Annotated in this window: 20 protein-coding genes; all 20 read right to left on the bottom strand. The window is 64.8% G+C overall.

Features of this window, described 5'->3' with window-relative positions:
- Nucleotide 1 precedes the first annotated feature (1 nt).
- The 20 genes from CU669_RS00180 to CU669_RS00085 all read right to left on the bottom strand — a co-directional run bounded on the left by CU669_RS00180 (nucleotide 2) and on the right by CU669_RS00085 (nucleotide 22,378).
- Complete coding sequence (locus CU669_RS00180) at nucleotides 2-1,057, bottom strand: nucleotidyltransferase family protein (RefSeq protein ID WP_112141792.1); 1,056 nt, start codon at nucleotides 1,055-1,057, stop codon at nucleotides 2-4.
- A 97-nt stretch (nucleotides 1,058-1,154) separates the two neighbouring features.
- Nucleotides 1,155-3,218, bottom strand: a complete 2,064-nt coding sequence (locus CU669_RS00175) for a hypothetical protein (protein ID WP_112141791.1) — start codon at nucleotides 3,216-3,218, stop codon at nucleotides 1,155-1,157.
- Between the two features lie 46 nt (nucleotides 3,219-3,264).
- Entirely contained in the window at nucleotides 3,265-4,272 is a 1,008-nt protein-coding gene (locus tag CU669_RS00170; protein ID WP_112141790.1) for a glycosyltransferase family 2 protein, read from the bottom strand.
- Entirely contained in the window at nucleotides 4,265-5,125 is an 861-nt protein-coding gene (locus CU669_RS00165) for an NAD-dependent epimerase/dehydratase family protein (protein ID WP_112141789.1), read from the bottom strand. Before CU669_RS00165 ends, CU669_RS00170 begins: the two co-directional genes overlap by 8 nt.
- A gap of 40 nt (nucleotides 5,126-5,165) precedes the next feature.
- A complete protein-coding gene (gene rfbH, locus CU669_RS00160; protein ID WP_112142215.1) occupies nucleotides 5,166-6,485 on the bottom strand; it encodes a lipopolysaccharide biosynthesis protein RfbH in 1,320 nt (439 codons plus the stop codon).
- A gap of 92 nt (nucleotides 6,486-6,577) precedes the next feature.
- Nucleotides 6,578-7,768, bottom strand: a complete 1,191-nt coding sequence (locus tag CU669_RS00155) for a hypothetical protein (RefSeq protein ID WP_112141788.1) — start codon at nucleotides 7,766-7,768, stop codon at nucleotides 6,578-6,580.
- Nucleotides 7,765-9,129, bottom strand: coding sequence for a class I adenylate-forming enzyme family protein (locus CU669_RS00150; protein WP_205119348.1), 1,365 nt, complete (start codon nucleotides 9,127-9,129; stop codon nucleotides 7,765-7,767). The genes CU669_RS00155 and CU669_RS00150 overlap by 4 nt, the downstream gene beginning before the upstream one ends.
- A 27-nt stretch (nucleotides 9,130-9,156) precedes the next feature.
- Entirely contained in the window at nucleotides 9,157-9,399 is a 243-nt protein-coding gene (locus tag CU669_RS00145) for an acyl carrier protein (RefSeq protein WP_112141786.1), read from the bottom strand.
- Between the two features lie 32 nt (nucleotides 9,400-9,431).
- Complete coding sequence (locus tag CU669_RS00140) at nucleotides 9,432-10,058, bottom strand: hypothetical protein (RefSeq protein WP_112141785.1); 627 nt, start codon at nucleotides 10,056-10,058, stop codon at nucleotides 9,432-9,434.
- Nucleotides 10,059-10,074: 16 nt separating this feature from the next.
- Nucleotides 10,075-10,815: a 3-oxoacyl-ACP reductase FabG gene (gene fabG, locus CU669_RS00135; RefSeq protein WP_112141784.1), complete on the bottom strand. Its 741-nt coding sequence runs from the start codon at nucleotides 10,813-10,815 to the stop codon at nucleotides 10,075-10,077.
- A 44-nt stretch (nucleotides 10,816-10,859) separates the two neighbouring features.
- Nucleotides 10,860-11,678: an AAC(3) family N-acetyltransferase gene (locus CU669_RS00130; protein ID WP_112141783.1), complete on the bottom strand. Its 819-nt coding sequence runs from the start codon at nucleotides 11,676-11,678 to the stop codon at nucleotides 10,860-10,862.
- A gap of 90 nt (nucleotides 11,679-11,768) precedes the next feature.
- Nucleotides 11,769-13,109, bottom strand: a complete 1,341-nt coding sequence (locus CU669_RS00125) for a hypothetical protein (protein ID WP_112141782.1) — start codon at nucleotides 13,107-13,109, stop codon at nucleotides 11,769-11,771.
- Nucleotides 13,110-13,134: 25 nt separating this feature from the next.
- Nucleotides 13,135-15,168 (bottom strand): B12-binding domain-containing radical SAM protein, encoded by a 2,034-nt coding sequence (locus CU669_RS00120; RefSeq protein ID WP_112141781.1) that lies wholly within the window; start codon nucleotides 15,166-15,168, stop codon nucleotides 13,135-13,137.
- Between the two features lie 62 nt (nucleotides 15,169-15,230).
- Nucleotides 15,231-15,965, bottom strand: coding sequence for an acylneuraminate cytidylyltransferase family protein (locus CU669_RS00115; RefSeq protein WP_239988454.1), 735 nt, complete (start codon nucleotides 15,963-15,965; stop codon nucleotides 15,231-15,233).
- Nucleotides 15,932-17,191 (bottom strand): N-acetyl sugar amidotransferase, encoded by a 1,260-nt coding sequence (locus tag CU669_RS00110; protein ID WP_239988453.1) that lies wholly within the window; start codon nucleotides 17,189-17,191, stop codon nucleotides 15,932-15,934. The genes CU669_RS00115 and CU669_RS00110 overlap by 34 nt, the downstream gene beginning before the upstream one ends.
- Before the next feature lie 74 nt (nucleotides 17,192-17,265).
- Complete coding sequence (gene neuB, locus CU669_RS00105) at nucleotides 17,266-18,339, bottom strand: N-acetylneuraminate synthase (RefSeq protein ID WP_112141778.1); 1,074 nt, start codon at nucleotides 18,337-18,339, stop codon at nucleotides 17,266-17,268.
- Complete coding sequence (locus CU669_RS00100) at nucleotides 18,336-18,980, bottom strand: acetyltransferase (protein WP_112141777.1); 645 nt, start codon at nucleotides 18,978-18,980, stop codon at nucleotides 18,336-18,338. The genes neuB and CU669_RS00100 overlap by 4 nt, the downstream gene beginning before the upstream one ends.
- Entirely contained in the window at nucleotides 18,970-20,118 is a 1,149-nt protein-coding gene (gene neuC / locus CU669_RS00095) for a UDP-N-acetylglucosamine 2-epimerase (protein ID WP_112141776.1), read from the bottom strand. Before neuC ends, CU669_RS00100 begins: the two co-directional genes overlap by 11 nt.
- Nucleotides 20,115-21,272: a LegC family aminotransferase gene (locus tag CU669_RS00090; RefSeq protein ID WP_239988452.1), complete on the bottom strand. Its 1,158-nt coding sequence runs from the start codon at nucleotides 21,270-21,272 to the stop codon at nucleotides 20,115-20,117. The genes neuC and CU669_RS00090 overlap by 4 nt, the downstream gene beginning before the upstream one ends.
- Nucleotides 21,269-22,378 carry an NAD-dependent epimerase/dehydratase family protein gene (locus CU669_RS00085; RefSeq protein WP_112141774.1) on the bottom strand — a complete coding sequence of 370 codons (1,110 nt, stop codon included), beginning with the start codon at nucleotides 22,376-22,378 and terminating at the stop codon, nucleotides 21,269-21,271. The genes CU669_RS00090 and CU669_RS00085 overlap by 4 nt, the downstream gene beginning before the upstream one ends.
- Nucleotides 22,379-22,384 lie beyond the last annotated feature (6 nt).

Raw genomic sequence — 22,384 nt, 5'->3', positions numbered from 1 at the left:
CTCAATCCTCGGAGAATTCCCGCAGGAACTCCCGGTTGGCCTGGGCGAAATCGTCCATGCGGCCGATGTCGAGCCAGTATTCCCGGATGGGGAAGGCGGCGGTGCGCTTGCCTGCCGCCATCAGCGCCTTGAACACGTCGGGCATGTCGTGGAAGGTGTCGGCGGGGATGGACGCCGTCACCTCGGGTTCCAGCACATAGATACCGGCATTGACGAAGAAGTGATGGATGGGCTTTTCGTCCAGCGCCACCACCGCGTTACCCTCCACCGTGACGACGCCGTAGGGCACTTGGAATTCGTAGTCGCGCACCGCCAAAGTGGCGCGCGCCTCCTGCTCGCGGTGAAAATCCAGCATCTGGCGCAGATCCACCTTGGTCAGCAGATCGCCGTTCATCACCACCAGGGATTCCTGGGGGGGATCGGGGATCAGGGATAGGGGTCCGGCGGTGCCCAGGCGCTTGGTCTCGTCCAGATAGCGGATCTCGACGCCCAGGCGAGAGCCGTCGCCCAGATGCTCCTTGATCACCTCGCCCCGATAGTTGACCGAGACGTAGAAGCGGTGGAACCCCTGCTTGATCAGATTGTCGAGGATGATTTCCAGCAGCGGCTTGGACCCCACCTTCAGCATGGGCTTGGGCGTGTCCTCGGTCAGCGGCCGCAGCCGGGTGCCCAACCCCCCCGCCATCAGAACCACCCAGTTGTCGGGCCGGTCGGCGCGGATCAGATCATCCAGGATCGCCAGATCGAAGACCTTGCCGTCCTGGTCGAGAATGGGCAATTGATGGATGCGCCGCTCGCGCATGCGGGCCAGCAGGGCTTCGCGGGACTGTCCGATCGCCCCGGAAATGGGGGTGCGGTTCATGATCCCGGCGACGGTGTCCGACAGCGGCACCGAACGCAGGATGGCGCGCCGCACATCGCCGTCGGTGACGGTTCCCAGCAGGCGGTTCTCCTCGTCGACCACCAGACAGATCTGGGTGCCGCCGCGATCGATGATGCGGATGGCGTCGGTGATCGGAGCCGAGGGCGGAATGATGGATTTTTGCCATTTACTCATAAGAACGGCCGACCGCCTTGTCATTCTCGACCAAAAAGTCCCGGATCATAGGGGCTTGGCCGCTGGAATGTCCAGCGGGCTGCATGTGGGACCGGATTTACGGCGCCCCGAGCAGCTTATGGCGCAGCAAGGGACGGTCCCATCGCAGTTCAAGGCGCTTTCCCCCCGGCGGGACGGCCACCGCGAGATGGATGACATTGGCGGAGACCACGGGCCTCGCGACCCCATCCACCCGCGCCTTCCAGAACGGCATCCATGGCGTGTTGATGATGGCTATTCCGCCATCCGGGGCATCCAGGACAATATCAAAGCCGTTCTCGACAAGGGTGGCAGCGGTGATCGTCATGGTCCATCGGTCAGGCGCGTCGAGTGTCGTGCCATCCGTGGCGCGCAGGACGGCCGCGCGGCTCATGGCATTGCTCAGGACGTCACGCACCATGGCCTCGTCGCCGGCATCGTCGGCGACGAGATGCAGGCTCGTGGCGGCAAAGACCCGTGGCAGAGGAGAGTCCAGACCATAGGCGTGGATGGGTGGTGGCTTGGCAAGGTAACCCACATAGCTTCGCAAGGCATCCGACCTGGGCGTGTCCGTGCGGGGCGGCGAGACGCTGTCGTCGGTGGCGCTGATCAACCGAAGGCCTTCGCCGCCGAGTGGCAGTCGGCTCAGGATGATGCCGACATTGGCGATTCTGAGCGCGTCCAGATTGATCAGTTTGGCCATGTCGTAGCGGCGGCAGCATTTCAGGTCGATTTGGGTTTCAAGCGTCAGATTGCCGGTATTCGGCTTCTCCTTCACCGGACCGATCGCCCATTCCCACCAGATTCCCAATGACCGGGGCAACAGAGCGGTGAACCCGTCAAGGGTGTCGAACCCTGCGCTGGCGGCGACGTTGGCCGGAAGGCGATAGGGGACGGAAACCACGCGGGTCGGTTCGACAGGTCGCCACGGCGCCGTCTTGAGCGCCTCGGTGGAGACGGTGTTCACGCCTCCTTGACTGAGCCAGACCGACGCCTGATATGCGTCCAACCACGCAAGGCGGCCGACCGCCAAAGCACACACAAGAATGCCGACGAGCGGCGCGCGCCCGTTCCAGCGCTGCCCGGCCTGGGCCATGAGCAGGATGACCACCACCGGCAGCCCATAAAGCAGGTAGGTGAAGTTGAAAGCCCCCAGCGGCTTAAGCCCGATTCGGCTCCACGGGGTCTGAAACAGGATCAGCGGTGCCATGAAGAGAGCCGCGGTGATGGCGGTGGGCGCCATGGCCCGCTTCCAGCCTCCGCGCCAGAGCGACAGGATAGCCAGGGCCAAGGCGGCGAAGGTCTCCTTGTAGATCGAGGCCATATCGGTGAGCCGGGCGATGACCTCCAGGATCGGCGGGCTGTCCACCGCGAGGCTGGCGCGATAGCTCCAGACGCCCAGGCTGGCCATGCCAAAAAGCATTTCGTGCCATACCAGTATGACCACCAACACCACGACCGCCGTTCCCGGCACTGCTCTGAGCGCCGCTTTCGGCCCCACGAGCAGCATGGTGAATCCAAGAGTGGCGCAGGTCGCCACCATGCTATGGGTTGGCGTGCAGGAAAGTGCATTGAGGATCGCCACCGCCAGCACGCCCAGCCAATAATGGCGTTTGCCTTGCCGCAGCACCACGGCATAGACCATCAACGGCAGGATCGCGTAGCCCAGCCCCACGGTCCAGACAACGGTGGTGGTGAATTCGCCCGCCACGGTCGCCAGTGCCGAGACGCCGAAAGCGGTGATCCGGTCGCATCTGCCCCAGCGTCGACAGATCAGGTAGCCGCCCATGAGGCCAAGGGAGGTGGCAAGGATCCGATTGACGGTGAACGCCAGCCACAGCGGGAGATGGGTGAGCAGAAAGCGATCCAGCGAAACAAGCTGGCCGCTGAAGGGCGACATGCCGAAAACGTCGTTGCCGGCCGCAAATCCATGGGCGAATTGGGTGCCCTCGGGCAGCCCCGCAACGAAAGCGTAGAGCGGAACCGCGTAATCGAGTTCTTGGTTGATGATGGCGAACGAGTATGGACCGGCCACCCAGTAAAGCAGACTGGTCAGGGCGACCCACCCGAATCCGGCGCCCAGGATGGCCCGGCGGCTCGGTTCGGCCTTGACCCGGTGGGTCAGGAATGCGGCGGTCGCCATCGCCGCCAGTTGTATGCTTCTCAGGACCAAGAAAAACATGGGCGCCTCACTTGCTGTCGGTGCTTTGCCCCGGAAGTGAGGTCTTGCGCCACTCCGGGCCGCTCTCGGCAAATTCCGTGGGAACCGCTTGCTCGATGATCGTCAGGGGATCGTCCTGGGAGTTGCGATAAATACGCGCCACATACTCGCCCAAAATACCCAGTTGGATGGCGTTCAGGGTGATGGAGAACAACATCAGGATGGCCAGCGTGGCAAAGCCGCGCGGCCAAGTGTCACTGTGGATGAATTGTGCGATGACATAGGCGATCGACGCAAACATGGTGATGACCGCCACCGCCAGCCCCACATAGGTCGCCAGACGCAGCGGAACCACCGACTGGCTGACGATGCCGTCCACGGCGATGGCGAAATAATCCGCAAGCGAGAATTTGCTTTCGCCGCCAGCGCGTGCCAGCCGGTCATAGTGAATGCCGGTGGTCTTGAAACCCGCCTTGGCGATGGTTCCGCGCAGGTAGGGATTGGCGTGGCGGCAATTCTTCAAGATGTCGAGGATGGACCGGTCGATGAGGCGGAAATCACCCGCATCCAGGGGGAGATCCACCTCCGATAGGGTTCTGATGATCCGATAGAAGATCTTGCGGGTCAGCGAAATGGCGGCCCCTTCCTGGCGGGTGATGCGGACGCCATAGACCACCTTGAAGCCCTCCTCCCACTTCCCTATGAATTCGGGAATCAGGGTCGGCGGATCCTGGAGATCGCAATCCAACTGGATGGCCGCCGCTCCCCTGGCCCATTGGTAGCCCGTCAGGATGGAGCGCTGATAGCCAAAATTACGCGAGAATCTCAGAACCCGGATGCGCGGGTCACGTTGCGCCAAGGCCTGCAGCAGAAAAAATGTGTCATCCGTCGAATGGTTATCGGTGAATACCATCTCGAAATCGTAACGGTCCGCCAGCGAGTCCAGGATCGGCACCAGGGTCTCATACATCAGCCGGATGTTGTCGGCTTCGTTATAGGCCGGGATCACCAGGGATATCAGGGTCTTGTCAGCCATGGGCGAGCACATCCAGTAAACCGTCGTCCAGTGATATGGCCGGTGTCCAGCCGGGGGGCGGCCGATCTGCCGGGCAGGGTCGGAACACTTGGCCGGGTCCATAACCGACGCTGCCCCAGTCCACCAGGGGGGGGCGACCGGCAAGGGCGGCGACCCGTTCGGCCACCTGGCGCAGGCTGACCATCGGCTCCCCGCTGCCCAGGGTATAGAGGGGGCAGCCTTCCTCTTCTGCGGCGGCGGCGGCAAGCAGGCCGTTCACCACGTCGTCCACATGAATCAGGTTGACCAACTGAATCCCCTCGGTGGCGGGCATCTTGGTCTCGAAGGCACGGCATAGGGCGCTCACGAAGCGGCCGCGCCAGTCGCCAGGGCCATAGACATCGAACGGCGCGCAGGTGCAGGCCGACATGCCCTGACTGGCGTAATGGACCAGCAAGTCGTGAACCGCCTGCTTGGCGGCGGCGTACAGATTGGTCGGCTTGTAGCGGCCGTCATCGCCGATCTGCCACCACGTGCCCACATTGACAAAGCGCAGTCCCGACACCGCGGCGGCGCCCTCCATCAGGTAGAGGGAATAGCGCAAGTAGTCGTCGATCATGGCTGGGCCAGCGCGGCCGGGAGGGGCCGCCAGATGGAAGACTTGGCCGGGGGCGATGCTGGTTACCAATGCGGCCAACTTTCCGCCATCGGCGGGGGCGCGGTGAAGCGTCGGGCGGCGGGGCAAGGCGTTCAGCCTTTCGGCGTCGCCGCCCCTCGTCAGAACATGAACGTCTTGGAAAAGCTCGCCCAGTCTGCGGACAAGACAATAGCCGATATAGCCGGTGCCTCCGGTGACCAGAACGCTCTGGGTCATGGCGCCGCCCGCGTCCCACCGACGGCGGCAACGTCGCTCCTCACCTGGCGACGTCCTTGACGCTGGTCGCCAGGGTTTCGACCATATAGTCGATCCGAGCCTGATCGATCCCGGGCCAGATACCGACCCAGAAGCTGTCGCACATGATCTTGTCGGTATTGGCGAGGTCGCCGACCACTCGGTGCTGGATATCCCGGAATGCGGGCTGGCGCAGCAGATTGCCGCCAAACAGCTGGCGGGTGCCGATTCGCTTTTCCTCCATGCGGCGCACCAGGGGAAGGCGATTCAGCCGGTCGGCATCACGCACGGTCATCAGGAAGCCGAACCAAGACGGATCCGAGCCGGGGGTTGCCTCGGGCAGGATGAACCACTCCTCCAATCCGGCCGCCACCATGGCATCGCGCATGGCTTTCCAGTTTTCGCGCCGCCGGGCGATGAACCCATCGACCTTGCTCAACTGAGAGGCGCCGATTGCCGCCTGCATATCGGTCATCTTCATATTATAGCCGATATGGGAATAGGTGTATTTGTGGTCGTAGCCCCGTGGCAGATCGCCCATTTGCTGATCGAAGCGTTTGCCGCAGGTATCGTCGCAGGCGGGCTTGCACCAGCAGTCTCGGCCCCAGTCGCGGAAGGATTCCGCCAGCTTGGCGAGGCTCTTGCGGTTGGTCATCACGGCACCGCCCTCGCCGGTGGTGATGTGATGGGCGGGGTAGAACGACAAGGTGGCGAAGTCGCCGAACGAGCCCACCGGCTTGCCCTTGAACATTGCTCCGAGCGCATCGCAGCAATCTTCCACCAGGAACAGGCCATGTCGCTTGGCCAAATCCGATACCGCCGTCAGATCGAAGGGATTGCCCAGGGTATGAGCGATCATGATGGCCTTGGTCCTCGGCCCGACGGCCGCTTCCAGGCGGTCGGTCATGACATTGGCGGTGGCGAGGTCCACATCCACGAACACGGGAACGCAGTTGTTCTGGATGATGGGGGCAACCGTGGTCGGGAACGACGCCGCCACCGTCAGAACTTCGTCACCGGGCCGCAATCCGCCATGAAGCTTCGGGCTGGTGAGCGCGCTTATCGCCAGCAGATTGGCGGCGGAGCCGGACACCGTGAGCATGGCATGCTTAAGGTGGAATCTCTTGGCCAGATCGGCCTCGAACCGCTCGGCGAAACGCCCGGTCGTCAGCCACATATCCAGGCAGGCATCGACCATCAAGGCGCAATCCTCGCCGTCGACGATCTTTCCGCTGGCCGGAATGAATGTCTTGCCGGGAACGAACGGAGCAGCCGGGGCGGCGTCGGTGTAATCGCGCACAAGGTCGAGGATGTGCTTCCGTGCTTCCGTCCTGGCGTCCAAGGTCAAGCCTTTGCTGTACTGAGAGAATGGCAATAACGGGCCGTCGAGCTATACAGCGAGGTCCAGAGAGGGGTCAAGCTTGCGGTTGGCGGTCAGGCCGCGGCCCTCACCGTGTCGAGCACGATGTCCCAGAACGGCCGCTCCTCGCTGCCCGGCCTCTTGATGTACTTTTCCACGTAGCCGTCATAGCGCGCGCCGTCGAAGCCCTGGGCGTCGGACAGGTCGGCGGTGGCGGCGTCCTCAAGGAAAATCAGCCGTCGGCCCAATTGAGCGCAGATGGGATCGATATAGCGCCAGACCACCGGCAGCGGATAGTGATCATGGGTGGAGTAGATGATCAGCGGCTTGCGATACAGCACGGCCAGACTCATGGCCATGCTGGTGGAGTTGATCACCAGCCGCGATGCCCGGACCAGGTCCGAACTGCGCCCGCTCACGATCCGCCGACCGGAGCCGAACAGGTGTTCGCGCCCGGTATAATCGGCCCTGGGATGGGCGGCGATGACCACCTTTAGGCCCAATTCGGCCTCGACGCGGTCGAACAGCAACCGCAAGCCGCCGAAATAGTTGTCGGGATCGATTCCCTTGAATCCGGGAACCAGGGTCCAATCCTGATGAAAGGGAAGATACTGGTCGAGAAAGACCGCCGTGTCGGTGCTTTCGATCACCTCGCCGCGCTGGGCCAGATAGGATTCGTAGTCGGGCGCGTGGGCCCATATCTCGCGGGTTGTCGGCATGATCAGTCGCTGCGGCCGACGGCTGGACAGCCCGCCATAGACAACCCAGGCCGCCGGAGCGACGCCGAGCAGGCTTAACGGAAGCCGTGCCGTCAACGACGCCCGCAGCGACAGGCGGGGCAGGCGCTGGACCATGTTGAGCAGACGCTTGGACCGCGATCCCGATTCGCCGGCTCTGTTGTTGACGTCGGGCATGGCGCTGGCCGAGACCAGCAGATAGGGCAGGCCCAGCCGGGTCACCCAACGCAGGACCGGTAGATTGGCGGGCGTCACCAGCCCGCTGGTGGCCAGCATCACCACCAGATCGCAACGGGCCAGATCGGGGGCCAGACGGGAGAGATCGTCGGAATCGCTCAGCCGATGCACCGCAGTGTCGTCCGGCGGCGTCCACGGCGTGCCGGGGTCGACCCGGGGGTGGCAGATGCGGGTGGTGTCGAACACGGTGACGGCGATGCCCTGCGCCGTCATGGTCGCGACGCCGGTGCGATCATAGTCACGCGGCCCGAACGGATTGGCGACGACGATGGCGATTCGGCTCAGGATCACGAGGACTCGCCGTCCAGCGGACGGGTCTTCTTGAAGCGCTGCGACAACTGCGCGTCGGCCTCGACGATCTGGACGCGCATGGGAACCTTGTACTTTTGCAGCCGGGCCTTGCAGTGGTCGCGCAAGCGCCGGAACAACGCGTCGGGATCCTCGGGCGTGTTCAGGGTGATTCGGGCGGCGACCGCCTTGCCCAGCAACGGATGGGGGATGGCGTAAACCGCCGCTTCCACCACGTTCTCCGCTTCGAGCAGGACGGATTCCACCTCCGATGGGAACACCTTCTGGCCGCCGACGCTGATGATCTCGGACTTGCGACCGAGGAAGCGCAGATATTCGCCTTTGACTTCCACATGGTCGCCGGTGCAGTACCAGCCTTCCGCGTCGAACGGGCTTTCCACGTTGAGATAGCCCAGCATGTTGGCTTCCGAGCGCACCCACAGAATGTCGTCGACCACTTTGGTTTCGAAGCCGGGGCCGCCGATCTTCACCCACAGACTGTCGTTGGCGTCGGATTTCGAGCGCAGCACGCCCGATTCGGACAGGCCGTAGGTCTGCTTGAGTTCGGCCTGGGGAAACATCACGCGCACCGCCTGCAAGGTTGCCTCGGCCATCATTTCGGTGCCGTAGGTGATCAACTTCAGCGAGGACAGGTCGTGGCCCACATAGGCCCGCGACGCCGACAGCAGATTGAGGAAGGTGGGCGTCGTCGGCAGCAAGGTGGCGCGGGCCGCCGCGATGGCGGCGCAGACCGCCTGGGGCGAGCGGGATTCCGGGCACACGCCGACTCCGCCATAGGCAAAGGTGCCCAGCAGGGTGTTGAAGCCGCCGAAATGATCCATCAGCAGGAACAGGACGGTGCTCCAGCCGGCGCGGGGCTGGACGAATTTGCGCATAACCCGGTCGCAGTCGTGCAGGATTCCCTTGGGAATACCGGTGGAGCCCGAGGTGAAGACCACGAGGCCGGGCGTTCCGCTTTCGTCAAGGCGGGAGAACAGCGCGGGACGCGCCGACGGGGTCAGCCTGCCATGGTTCCACGAATCGTTCTCATCGAAGCGCAGCAAGTGCTCGGCGCCCGAGATATCGAGGAAGCGTGGGATCTCGGGCTCGATGGCCGGAGTGAGCGGGACCAGGACGGCGCGCGCCTTCATCAGGGCGAAGACCAGCGCGATTACGTTGGGGGAGTAATCGCCGCAGAAGGCGCAGACGCTGCCGGGTCCGATTCCCAAATCCGCCAGCCGGGCTTCCCATTGGGCGATCAGGTCCAGGAACGCGTCATAGCCGTGGGTCCGGCCCCGCCAATAAAGTGCCGGGGCGGATCCGAATCCGTCCATCCGGTCCAGGATCTGAGTGATCGCCTGCATTGGAGTACTCCTTGGGAGCCGCCCGGGTCAGGCCGTCACTTTTTCCAACATGACGACGAGGGCATCCACCGATGCGGCGGTATGCAATTGATCTTGGGGAGGCAGTTCGACGTTGAACTTCTCCTCGACGCCCATCAGGACGCTGGCGAAATCCAGGGAATCGAGCCCGCATTCCAGCAGCGAGCGGCTGTGATCGGTCAGATCCGGCTCGGTGGGATGGCAGACGTCCTTGACGATCTGAACGACCTGATCGCGGATTGCTTGGCTCATGGAATTGATCCTTCGTTCCTGGTTGCGGATGATTAGCCGGGGTTGCCCAGCGAAAAGAAGATGTTGCCGATGACACCGGCCGGCGTGGAAATTTCGCTGCGGGTCAGGCTGGTACCGACGCGGTGGCGCAGGGTGACGGAAACGTCGTGTCCGTCGGCGGCGCAGAGCGGCCGGATCAGGTCCAGGCGGCTGTCCAGCCACTTCACGCCGGCCGATGGCGGCGCCAGGGTATTGTGCAGTTTCACCGCCAGCGAGGTGATGACTTCGATGGGGGTGCGACGGCTGTCTCCGGCCAATCGGATCGATTGCCCGTCCAGGGCGCAAAGGGCGTGAATGGGTGCCTCGTCATAGGCCACCCGCTCGGTAAGCGGACGGTCGGTTTCCACGTACCAGGCCCGCACGATGCTGCCGTCGGCAGTGACCACGGACATGTCGACCGAGGCGTCGGCGGGTTTCGACACCTCGGAACCGGCGGCGGGGCCGAGGATGTGCAGCTCCAACGCGTTGTGCATGACCTTGCGGATGGTCAGCCGCAAGGCGCCGGTCACGGTTCCGAATCCCGCCGCTTCCACATGCTCCACCAGCCGGTCGTAAAGATCGGTGGTGTGGATATAGTTCCGCCCGGCGCGGAAGCTGAACTGGGGGTGGGTAACGATCAAGGGGGCGTCCTCCGGCTCAGCAGGTCAATCCGCCGTCCACCGTCAGGGTCTGGCCGCTGACGAAGCGGGCATCATCCGAAAGCAGGAAAGCGACCACGCCGGACACATCCTCGACCTGTCCGGGGCGGCCCAGCGGCGTGCGGCGCACGATCTGCTTCAACTGCTTCGGGTTCATGTCGTGGACCATGTCGGTTTCCATATAGCCGGGGCAGACGGCATTGACGGTGATGTTGCGCCCGCCAAGTTCACGGGCCAGCGCCCGGGTCATCCCCAGCAATCCGGCCTTAACCGCCGAATAGGGCGCCGTTCCCTTGTAGCCGCGAATGCCGGTCACCGACGAGATGGTCACGATCCGTCCGAAACGCCGGACCATCATATGCTTGGTCACTTCGCGGGTCAGCATCAGGGTTCCGGTCAGGTTGACGTCGAGCACCCGATGGATGGCCTCCTCCGGCTGCAGAACCAGAAGTTGCTCGAAGGTCATCCCTGCATTGTTTACCAGCCCCGTGATGGGGCCGATATCGCGCTCCACCGTCTTCACCAGCTTTTGCAGGGCCGGGACATCGGCCAAATCACCGGTAAGGAAGTGGAATCTGCCACCATATTGCTTGGCGAGGCGATCGGTGTCCTCGCTGGGTCGGCGGCTGAACGCCACGACCGATTCTCCCCGGCCGAGCAGAACTTCCGAGATGCCCAGTCCAAGTCCACGGCTGCCGCCACTGACCAGGGTAAGGGGGGAAAGGATGCGCGTTGTCATGGGCTGCAAGTCCGATCAGGCGGGCCGTGGAAGGAAAGTCGGCGTCAAACGCGCCAAGGGCGGAGTTCCGGCGGGCGGACGCACCAGATATAGGGGTCGCGCTTGAACGAGGAAACAGCGCTTTTCACGAATTCGCCCATGGAATAGGCGTAGATGCTTCCCCGTCCGACATCCGCCTTGCGGATCGTGTGACAGGCGGTGAAATCCTCGAAAACGTACTGGCCGAAGCTTCGCTCGATGTCGCTGTCGGCGTAGCGGACCATACGATAGAACGGCTCGACCTGCCGGACGCCGTCGCGCAGCACGGGATGCATGTATTCCTTGGTGTAGCGGTAGGGCACCGCCATCAAATGCTCCACATGGTGCATGGTGCTGCAGCTGAAGCGGGGATACAGCCCGATGCTGACCGAAAGCGCGTCGCGTTCGGCCATGCGGCCTTCCGGGCTTTCGGGGCCGAAGGCATGGCGCGACGCATCGTCGATTATGTCCGCCGCCAGGGAGCCGACGGCCGCGTATGATTCGAACGGGTGCATGCTGCGACGGACGCCGGGCTGGCGGCGGATGAATTCGGACAGCATTCCCACATTATGGCTGGGGGTATTGGCGGGGTCGAACAGGATGTCGGTATTGCACAGATTCAAGTTTGCCGTGGGGATCACCAAGGTGCCTTCCGGCCCGATCAGGTCCAGCAGAGCCCGATAATGCGCCTCGAGGACTGCGGTCTTTCCCGGCGTCTCGAAGGTGAACAGCTTGCCGATATCGCTGGTGAGGTAGACGAGGCGGCCCCGCTCGACGCCAAGTTCGGCATAGGCCGCGACCAACTCGTCGTAGGTGTAGGGTTGCCCCCGGCCACTTTCACTCATTACCGATACCGCTCCGCAGGCCAAGTTTGGCCGAATCCGCAAGATAGTTCGTCATCTCTTCTGGCGTCAAGGTCAGACGTTTGACGGGTTTCACCGGAAATCCAGCACCTTGACGCTGGTGGAGCCGAAGGCGTCGTTGGCGCCGACGCCCACCCTGGCCACCTCCTCCAGCGGCAGGGTGTCGTGGTGGAAGGCGTAGAACCAGCGGCCCGGCCGTGTGTCGAAATCCAGGTTGTCGGTGATGAACCGCTTGCCCCTGGTCTCGATGGCCAGATAGGGCTGCGGCCCGAACACCGCGCCCTTGGCGGCGATGATCTCCACATAGGCGCAATCATCGGCGCTGGCCGGATGCAGGCGCATCTCCAGCTCGAATTCGGGGAAGCTGTCGCGCTCGGGCCACAGCACCTTGCGGAAGGCCTCGCGGGCCTCGGCGAATTTCACCGTCACGCCGGGATACTTCTTCTGGGCCTCGGCGATCAGGTCGCGCACATGATCCACCTCGGGGCCGATGTCGCGGTGATCGTGGCTGCACAATCCCACCAGGGTGGGCAGGCCGGTCTCGGCGCGGGCGAAGGCCTTGTCCATCTCGCGCTGATCGATGGAGGCCATGCGGTTCATGATGTTGAGCGCCCGGCCGATGGCGCGGCGGCAATTGCCGGGGCGCTGGTAGTCGTCGTGGTCGGGGCGATAGACCGACCAGTCGGCGGGCGCCCGGCGCCAGTCGCCCGAGCGGCCGTTGCGGAAATCCACCGTCTTGTCCAATTCGGTGGGATCGTCCAGCGCCATATTGGTGATGTCGAAGGGGATGAACTGTTCCAGGAACCAGTGGATATCGGGGCGTTCCGCCTGGAATCCGGCGCGGAAGGCGTGGGGGAAGAAGCCGCGCTCGATCACCTTGCGGGCCAGCACCTCGAAGAATTCCGGGTAGCGCAGGTAATGGGTGCCGCAGTAATGGGCGTCGCGGAAGGTGGAGATGGGGTGGAAGTGGAAATGCACGCCGTCGCGGCAGTTGGGGTCTTGGGCCAGGCGCTCGGCGAAATGGTCGTAGATGTTGTGGAAGCCCAGATCGCGGCGGCGCGGATTGTTCACATAGCCCACCAGATCGATGCAGAACCAGTTGAACACCCAGCCCTCGCCGAAGGAATCCACCATCTTGGTGCGGAATTCCGGCGCCAGGATGCGGTCCAGCATGGCGTTCACCTGGGTCCAGGTGGCGTTGTAGTTGGTCAGGTGGCCGTTCAGCACCAGCTTGACCATCTCGGTCTTGTCGCCCAGGTCGATCTCGCCCGCCCGCAATTTGGCCAAAGTGGCCTCGGTGCGGTCCAGTCCGTCGATGCCGAACAGATGCTTCAGGCGGTCGAACTTGGCCTGCAGCGATTCGTAAAGCGGGCCTTCGGTGTCGATGGCGTGGACGATGTAGACGGTGCTCATTCAAACGATCCGATCGCGTTCAGTTTTAGGCGGTGCCGACCTGATAGAAGAAATCGTCGGCGCTCATTTCCTCGCTCATCTTGCGTAGCGTCAGATTGGCGCTGTGGGAGCGGAACTGGGACAGTTGGCGTTCCAGCATGTTCTTCTGGCGCTCGCCCAGGAAGAATTCGTAGTCGTAGCGGGCACTGCCGCCCATGGCCGCCGGGGGGCCCTGGTAGCCGCTGGCCCGCCACGACAGCAGATCATAGCTGAAACTGCGGCGCTTGCGGTCCACCACCCCGTCCAGCTCGCGGGTCAACTCCACCCGCAGTTCGGCGGCGAAGGCGAGGATTTCCCGGCACTGATCCAGCAGGGCGGCGGCATCGGGCAGGCCGCGCCGGGTCACCTCGGCCTCGGCCACCTCCATCAGGAAGCGGTTGAAGGCATCGTAATGGCCCAGCAGGATCTCGTAGGTGAACATGTAGTTCAGCTTGCCGTATTTGCCCTGGCGCAGCCGTTCCAGGTTTTCCGGCTTGGCCCAATGGGCGCACAGATCCTGGTAGGTGGCGAACATTTCCAGGTCGTGGTCGGACTGGAAGCGGGCGAAGACTTGGCCGATCTCGCCCGTGGCGGTGCGGAAGGCGTCGTCCACCGCCACGATCAGGTCGATGGGATGCAGGCCGGCCTGGCGGAACAGCTGGAGGAAATCATAGTACCACTTGCGGCTCCACATGAACTGGATCAGGAAGTGGATCAGGCGGAAGCCGCGCAGCTCCGCCATGCTCATGGCGTTGGTTTCCAGCACCACTTCCTGGCCCTCGAACACGGTGACGCCGTCATAGATTCCAAAGGCGTTGTCGTGCAGCCGCCAGCCGGTGCGCTTGAAATAGTCGCGCCGCGACTGGGCGGAATCCATCTCGGTGCCGGGCAGCAGATGGAGGTTGTAGTTGAACACCTCGGCCCCGGCATCCAGCAGGATGCGGTTGCCGTCCAGATGGCTTTCGCGGGTCTCGTTGGGCAGGCCGATGATCAGTTCCGAGAACAGTGGCGCCTTGAGACCGGCGTCCTGCATCCGGCGATTCATGTCCAGCACCTGATCCAGCGCCAGATTCTTGCGTTTGATGGCGTCGAGCACCGACGGATTGAACGACTGCATGGAGGCGCCCACCTCGGACAACTCGCCCAGGGCGATGGCGGTCTTCAGCACCCGGTCGGGGCGGGTCTTGTTCCACTGGCAGATGACGTGGCCGGGATAGCCGGTGCGGTCGTGATTGGCCCGCAGCCTCGCCGCCACCTCCTCATCGCGGTCCAGGATGCCGAAATTGGCATCGGCGATGAACAGATTGGCGGTCTTCTTGCAGCGTTCGGCGATGTAGTCGATCTCGGCCATGATCCGCTCGTCGCTGAAGCGGGCCAGCTTGCCGGTGCCGATGCCCCAGGCGCAGAAGGTGCAGCGATAGGGGCACGACCGGTTGGTTTCCATCACCGGCACGAAGGGCTCGGCGAAGAACGGGTCCAGCAGCCCGCCCAGATAGGGCGACGGGATCTCGTCCAATTCGAACAGGGGGTCCAGCGCCTCGCCCACCGTGACGGCGCTGCCGCCCTGATGGACCAGGCAGCCGGGGACCGGCGCGGATTTCAGCCGGTTAAGATCGCCCTCGGCGGCCAGCCAGCTTTCCAGCAGGCTGACGAAGCCGCGTTCGCCCTGATTGACCACATAGGCGTCGCAATGGGGGCTCTTGTTGGTGAAGAAGGCGCGGCCGCCTTCCTCATTGGCGTTGAGGCTGGTGAAGACCGGGCCGCCGCCCACGGTCAAGGTGGCGGGATCGGCCTGTTTGGCCAGCTTGAACACCAGGGCCGACAGATTGGCGTTCCAGACGTAATGGGACAGGCCGACCACGTCGGGCTTCTCGGCGCGGATGGCGTCGATCATCTGCTGCGGCCGCTTGAACAGGCGGAACTCGAATCGGCCGGGGAACCGCTTTTCGGCATAGGCGGCCATATAGGCGATATTCAGCGGAAAGGTCCACAGCGAGACCTTTTCCCAATCATGCACCAGATCGCCCAGAAAGATTTTCATCGGCTCATCGCTCAACCCGGATATGGCGGCTAGTTACGCCGTCGCGCCCCGGAGATTCAACCCTATTCCGCCAAGGGATCATCCCGCAGCAGCAGTTCCGCCACCCGGAAATCCAGCAGCGAATCGATGTCGATGGAGCGTTCCACCGGCATGGCGTAGCCCACCGTCTCGTCGGTGACGAAGTTGCCGGATTTGCGCAGCCAGTCCACATCGGCGGCGAACACCGCGCCGTTGGCGGCCCAGACTTGCGGCAAATCCTGGCGCCTGGTCGCCGGATTGGGCATCAACGGCACCAGCCGCCCGGCATCGTCCATGCGAAACATCCAGAAGGGCGGCTTGGCCGGTTCGATCACGCCGATGGCGGCGGGCGCGTCCTTGGCCAGCATGAGGTCCAGGCAGGCGTCGATGTCGGCGCCGGTGCGCAGCGGCGAGGTGGGCTGCAGCAGCACCACCAGATCGAAAGACTCGTCCAGGCTGTCCAGCGCGTGGAACAGCACCGGCATGGATGGCGTGTCATCGCGGGCCAGTTCGGCGGGGCGCACGAAAGGCGCCTCGGCCCCGGCCTCGGTGGCGGCGGCGATGATGGCGGGATCGTCCGAGGTGATCACCACCCGATCCACATGGCGCGCGGCCTTGGCCGCCGCCACCGTCCAGGCGATCAGCGGCTTGCCCGCCAGGGGGCGGATATTCTTGCCCGGCAGCCCCTTGGAGCCGCCGCGCGCCGTGATCACCGCCAGAACCCGCTTGCCGCCGATCATGCTCGCTAAGGCCGCCAGACCGTATGCCGCAACCGCCATTCCCCGTTGTCGCGCATCCACAGATGGGGCGAGCGGAATTTATCGGCCAGGGTGTCGAAATAGTCCTTGGTCATGACCGGCTGCTCGAAGCGGGAATGGGCCTTGGGGAACTCCGCCTCGGTCACCGAGAGATAGCGGAAGATCTCGTCGGCGAAGCGGTCGGGGAATTCGCCGTCGAACCGCTGGATCAGGGCGACGCCTTCCTCGCGGGTGATGTCGCCGCTGCGCACTTCCTGGGCGGCGTCATAGGTGGCGCGGCCGATGCCGAATTTGATGAAGGTGGTGTAGTAGTGGAAGTCGTCGATCTTGTCGTCGATGGAATTGTACTTGGAATAGGTGCCCTGGGTGCGCTCGGGGGCGGCCTGGAATCCGGTGTGCTCATGGGCGTAGTAATAGGCGCCCTGGGGATGCCAGCGCAGGTAATAGCCCAGATAGTGGATCTCGGTCTGGACCCGCTCCATGTCGCCGGGATTGGCGGGCAGATAGGCGTCGAGATCGTTGGGATGCAGGCCGTATTCGCTGCCGAGCTCGGCCACCGAGACGCCGCTCAGATAGACCTGGCTCTTGTCCTCGGCGGTGGAATAGGCCCAGCTGCGCTTGGCGCTTTCGATGTCCTCGCGCGGATTGCCGTATTCCGCCTCGTTCTCGCCGTAGAAGATCAGCGGGATGTTCATCATCACCGAGAACTTCGCCGCCAAGGCCTTCTGGCCGATGATGAAGGGCTGGAACGGGTGGAACAGCTTTTCCACCGCGAGGCGGGTCAGCAGCCGGTGGACGCGGGGATTGGGCGTCACCAGATGATTGTCGAAGCCCGAATTCAGCCAGGACTGGAAATTCTTGTAGCCCCAGTCGGTGTACATATGCGGCGCCCAGGTGATGGTCAGCGGGTGCATGCCGTATTTGTACTTCAGCAGGTGGGACTGCATGACGCTGTCCTTGCCGCCCGAACCGGGAACGATACAGTCGTAATGGCCGTCGTCGCGGCGATAGCGGTCGCACAGCTCGCGCAGTTCCCGCTCACGCGAGTCCCAGTCGATCAGCGCCTTGGTGTCGGACACCCGGCAGGCGTCGCAGATGCCGTCTTCGTCGAAATGGATGGCCACCTTCTTGCTGTCGGCGGTGTGCTTGTATTCCACCGCCGAGCTGGGGCGCTGGTTGGAGACCACGCAGCGCTTGCAGAATTTCACTTCGCGGGGCAGACCGTATTTGACTTCCAGTTCTTCCATTTCCTCGTGACCTTCGCAGCGTTTCGGCGGGCAGGACGTCATACCCTATCGGCGGAATTCCCGCCATATTCCCATCACGGATCAAGCGGCTCGTCTGGCTCATGGCTCCGTTGCGCCGCCGTGCCCAGCCGCGCCCAGTAGCCCAGCGGCGAGGCAAGGCCGCCCGCCCGCTTCACCGCCAGATTGTCGGCGGTGAACATCTCGCCCGCGGCGATGGCGCGGCGCGCCACCAGACATTTGCGGGCGATGGGGATGTTCTTCAACTCGGCGGCGGCGGGGGCCTTGATGCCGTCGCCCAGGGCGGCTTCCACCTGCCGGATGCCGGTGATCATGGCGGTCAGCTCGGCCGGTTCCAGCGAGGCCTGATGGTCGGGGCCGGGCAGCGAGCGGTCCAGGGTGAAATGCTTCTCGATCACCGTGGCGCCCCGCGCCGTGGCCGCCAGGGCCACCGCGATGCCCGGCGTGTGGTCGGACAGGCCGACGCGGACGCCGAAGGCCTGGGCCAGGCTGTCCATGGCGCGCAGATTGACGTCGGCGAAGGCGGCGGGATATTCGGTGGTGCAGTGAAGCAGGGTCACCCGCTCGGCCACCCTTTGCCGTCCCGCCGCCGTTCCCCAGGCGCGGGCGAAGGCCTCGGCGCCCGGCGGCTCGCTCTCGTCCAGCAGGCCGAAGGCCAGCACGCCCAGCGCGGTTTCCACCTCGCCCAGGGTGCTCATGCCGGTGGACAGGATGATGGCACAGCCGCTGCGGGCGGCGTCCAGCAGCAAGGGCGCGTTGGTCAACTCGCCGGAGGGCAGCTTCAGGGTCTTAAGCCCCAGCGGCCCCGCCAGCAGGGCGAGGCTGGGCCGGTCGAACGGCGTCGACAGGAAGGCGATGGCGCGTTCGGCGCAGCGCCGGATCAGGGCGCGGTGGGCCGCCTCGTCCAGCTCCAGCTTGCGCACCATGTCGAGGAAGGATTCGTCGGCGCCGGTGGCCCGCAGGGCGTATTCCGCCTTTGGGGCATGGCGGCCGATGATCTCCTCTGCCTTGAAGGTCTGGAACTTGACGGCGTCGGCTCCGGCGGCGGCGGCGGCATCCACCAGATCCAGCGCCATGGCGAGATCGCCGTTATGGTTGACGCCGGCCTCGGCGATAATGGTGACACTCATGGCTTGCCTCGATGGAACGGGCGGGCGGGAACCCCCTTGACGGAGGCGTCGGCGGCGACAGGGGCGATCACCACCGCCCCGGCGGCGACCAGGGCGGAAGCGCCGATGGCGATGCCCTGGATGACGCAGGCGCCAATTCCCATATGGGCATCCTCGCCCACGGTGACGTCGCCCGACAGGGTGACGCCGGGGGCCACATGGGCATGGGCGCCGACGGTGCAGTCATGGTCGATGGCGGCGCGGGTGTTGACGATGGCGTTGTCGCCGATGGCGCAACCGGGCTGAATCACCGCGCCGGCCATGATCTGGACACCCTCGCCCAGCCGGACGTCCTCGGCCACCACCGCATGGGGGTCGACGATTGTCGCGAAGCGATAGCCGCGCTGGCGGAAGGACTCGAAGACACGCTGGCGCGCCGAGCCGGGGGCGATGGAGCCGATTCCGTTGACCAGTTGAACCTCGTCGGGGGAATGGCCCAGCACCGCTTCGTCGCCGCCCAGGCATGGAATGCCCAAATCGCCGCCGTCGCGGTCGGCGCTGCCCAGCACCTGGGCGCCCAGGCGGCGCAGGCTGGCCAGCAGAACCTTGGCGTGACCGCCAGCGCCCAGCAGGATGACGGGCTTGGTGGGATCAAAGGTCATGGAACGGCTTTTTCCCAAGAGTGTGCAGCGGGAAGGCTTTCACGGCGGCGCAAATGCGTTCGGCGCTGTGGCCGTCGCCGAAAGGCGACGGAGCGGCGGCGGCCCTGGCGCGGAAATCCGGTTCCAGCGCCCGGTCGAGGGCGGCCAGGATGGCGGCGGCTTCGGGGGCGGCGTCGATCACGCCTGCACCGCGCAGGCGGCCCTGCTGACGGTCGCCGATATTGACGGTGGGAATGCCCAGGATGGGGGCCTCGATGACCCCCGACGAGGAATTCCCCACCACCACGGAGGCCTGCGCCATCAGGCTGAGATAGCGCCGCCAGCCCAGCGAATCGACACAGATCGTATTGGCGCGGCTCTCGGCGAAGGCGGCGAGCCGTTCGGCGATGGCGTTTCCCCCCGCGTCGGCGTTGACGCCGGTGATCACCACCGCCAGATCGGGGCGGGCGTCCAGCGCGGCCAGCATGCCCGCCACGCCCGCCTCATCCTGCCGGGCGTCGGCCGTGGTGGGGTGATAGGTCACCAGCGCCACCGGCCCGGCCAGGGACAGGCCCAGATCGGCTTCCAGCGCCGGACGCGTCAGCTTGTCCAGCCGCCGGGCATTGTCGGCCCCCAGCATGCCGACGGTGAACACGGTGTCCGGGCGCTCGCCCATTTGGATGATACGGGTCCGGTAGGGTTCGGCGGCGGCGAAATGCAGCGACGCCATCTTGGTCACCGCGTGACGGATGGAGTCGTCGATGGCGCCTTCGGTACGCTCGCCGCCATTGATATGGGCCAGGGGAATGCCCAGCAGCAGGGCGGCCTGGGCGGCGGCCAGGATCTCGTAACGGTCGCCCAGGACGACCACCAGATCGGGCCGCAGCCGGTCCAGCGTCTCGGCCATGCCGGTCACGCCCCGGCCCACGGCGCGGGCGATGTCCAAGGGCGAATCGCCCGCCAGCGCCATGTCGACGGTCTCGAAGCTTCGGCCGTCGGCCTCGATCTCGCGGCGGGTCAGGCCGTGGCGGGGCGACAGATGGCTGCCGGTGACCACCAGGGTCACGGCGAGATCGGGATCGGCCTCGAGCACCCCCAGCAGCGGCGACAGCAAGCCGTATTCGGCGCGCGAGCCGGTGATGACGCAGACGGACCTCATCCGGCCAGCCGGGGGCTGGAGGGAATATTGATCAGCCGCTGGTTCAGGCCAACGGTCACCGACAGATCCATGCGCGGGCAGTCCCGGTACATGGGCAGGTCGTGCATGGGCGTCCAGGCGGGGCGGCATTGCAGCCCCTCGCCATTGGCGCGCTCCAGCAGGGCGTGGACCAGTCCGGTGTCGGGCTTATCCAGCAGCAGCACATTGAGCCAGTAATTGGAGCGGCCATAATCGGGCTCGCGGAAGAAGCGGATGCCCTCGATGCCGTCGAACGCCGCGGCATAGCGCTCGGCCAGCAGCCGCTTGCGCGCCAGGAAGCCGGGCAACTGCTCCATCTGGGCGCAGCCCATGGCGGCGTTCAGATTGGGCAGGCGGTAGTTGTAGCCGACCTCGTCGTGATTGAACAGGAAGGGGTGCGGCGTCTTGGCGGTGGTGGTCAGGTGCTTGGCCCGCTTGGCCAGGGCCTCGTCACTGGTCAGGATCATGCCGCCGCCGCCGGTGGTCACGATCTTGTTGCCGTTGAAGGACAGCGAGGACACCAGCCCATGATTGCCGGTATGGCGGCCCTTATAGGTGCTGCCCAGCGATTCGGCGGCGTCTTCCACCAGCACCACCCCATGCCGGGCGCAGACCTCCGCCACCGCGTCGAGATCACAAGCATGCCCGAAGGTGTGCATGCAGCAGACGGCGCGGATCACCCGCCCGGTCCAGCGGTTGATCAGCACCCCGTCGCGACGCGCTCCCACCTGCGTCAGATGGGCATCCAGCTTGGCGGCATCCAATCCCAGGCTGCGCTCCTCCACATCGGCGAAATGGGGAAAGGCCCCGCAATAGGCGACCGCATTGGCGGTGGCGATGAAGGTCAGGGAGGGGGTGATCACCTCGTCGCCCGGCCCGACGCCCGCCAGCTTCAGGCACATATGAAGCGCGGCGGTGCCGTTGACGGTGGCGACGGCATGGGAAGCGCCGGTGAACTCGGCCACCATGCGCTCGAAGCGGTCCACATAGGCGCCGACGGTGGAGACCCATTCAGTGTCCAGGCATTCCTTGACATAGACCCACTCGTTGCCCGCCACTTCCGGGGCGTGCAGCAGGGCCTTGTCACCCGCCACGGCGTGGATGGCGGCGACGGTCCTGGCGAGGTCCAGGCTCAAACCTGGGGCTCCCAATTGCCGTGGAAGCTGGTGGGCTGGGCGATGTCGCGGTACAGCCCCTGCTTCAGCGCGTCGATCAGCTCGGCCACGCCGTCCTCCACCGTCCATTTCGGCACGAAATGCAGCCGTTCCTTCACCTTGGTGAAGTCGACCCGATAGTTGCGCGGGTCGGAGCCGTGCTCCTGATAGCGCACCTTGGCCTCGGGCAACTGGGTCAGGATGGCGTCAACGATCATCTGCTTGGTCTTGTTGTTGACGTCGCGGCCGGCGTTGAACACCTCGAAGGCGACCCGTTCGGCGGGCGCCTCGATGGCGCGGCGGATCAGCTCGGCGAAGTCGCGCACATGGCAATAAGGCCGCCAGGTATGGGCGTCGAACACCAGCAGATCCTCGCCCAGCGCCATGGCGCGGGTGAATTCGCTTACCGTCAGGTCGAAGCGCATGCGGGGCGACAGGCCGAAGGCGGTGGCGAAGCGCAGCACCACCGGGGTGTAGTCCACCTTGCCCCGACCGCCCAGCAGGGTCTGTTCCACCCGCACCTTGGACTTGGCGTAAAGCGACAGCGGCGACAGTTCGAAATCCTCGTCGGCAAGCTGGTCGCCCTGGATCAGGCCGTAATTGGAACAGGTGGAGACGAACACCACCCGGTTGAGCCCCTTGCCCGCCAGCAGACGCAGCATGGCGGAATGGCCCTCGTCATTGATGCGCGCCGCCGCGTCGGGGAAATTCTTGGTGACGGGATCGCCCACCAGACCGGCCAGCAGCACCACGTCGGTGACGCCGTCCAGGGCCTTCACGAAGGTGGCCTCGTCGGCCAGATCGCCGCCCATGAACTGGTAGTTGGGATGGCCCAGCCAGGGGGCGACGCAGACACCGTTGTTGTAGACCACCAAGTCGAGGTTGCGCACCCGATAGCCCTTGGCCAGCAGATCGCCGCACAGCACCGAGCCGATATAGCCTGCGCCGCCGACGACGAGGACCAGGCGGTCGCGGTCGACCCGCAACTGTTCGCCCAGCAATTCGGCCTGATAATCCGGCGGCAGATGGGCATTGATCTCGAAGGCGACGGTCTTGGCGCGTTCAAAACGGGCGGCGGCGTTGGTCATGGGCAA

Origin of the sequence: Paramagnetospirillum kuznetsovii (genome assembly GCF_003284725.1) — a bacterium.
Lineage (GTDB): Bacteria > Pseudomonadota > Alphaproteobacteria > Rhodospirillales > Magnetospirillaceae > Phaeospirillum > Phaeospirillum kuznetsovii.
The sequence above is the reverse complement of the archived record's forward strand: the minus strand, read 5'-3'. Positions and strand labels throughout refer to the sequence as shown.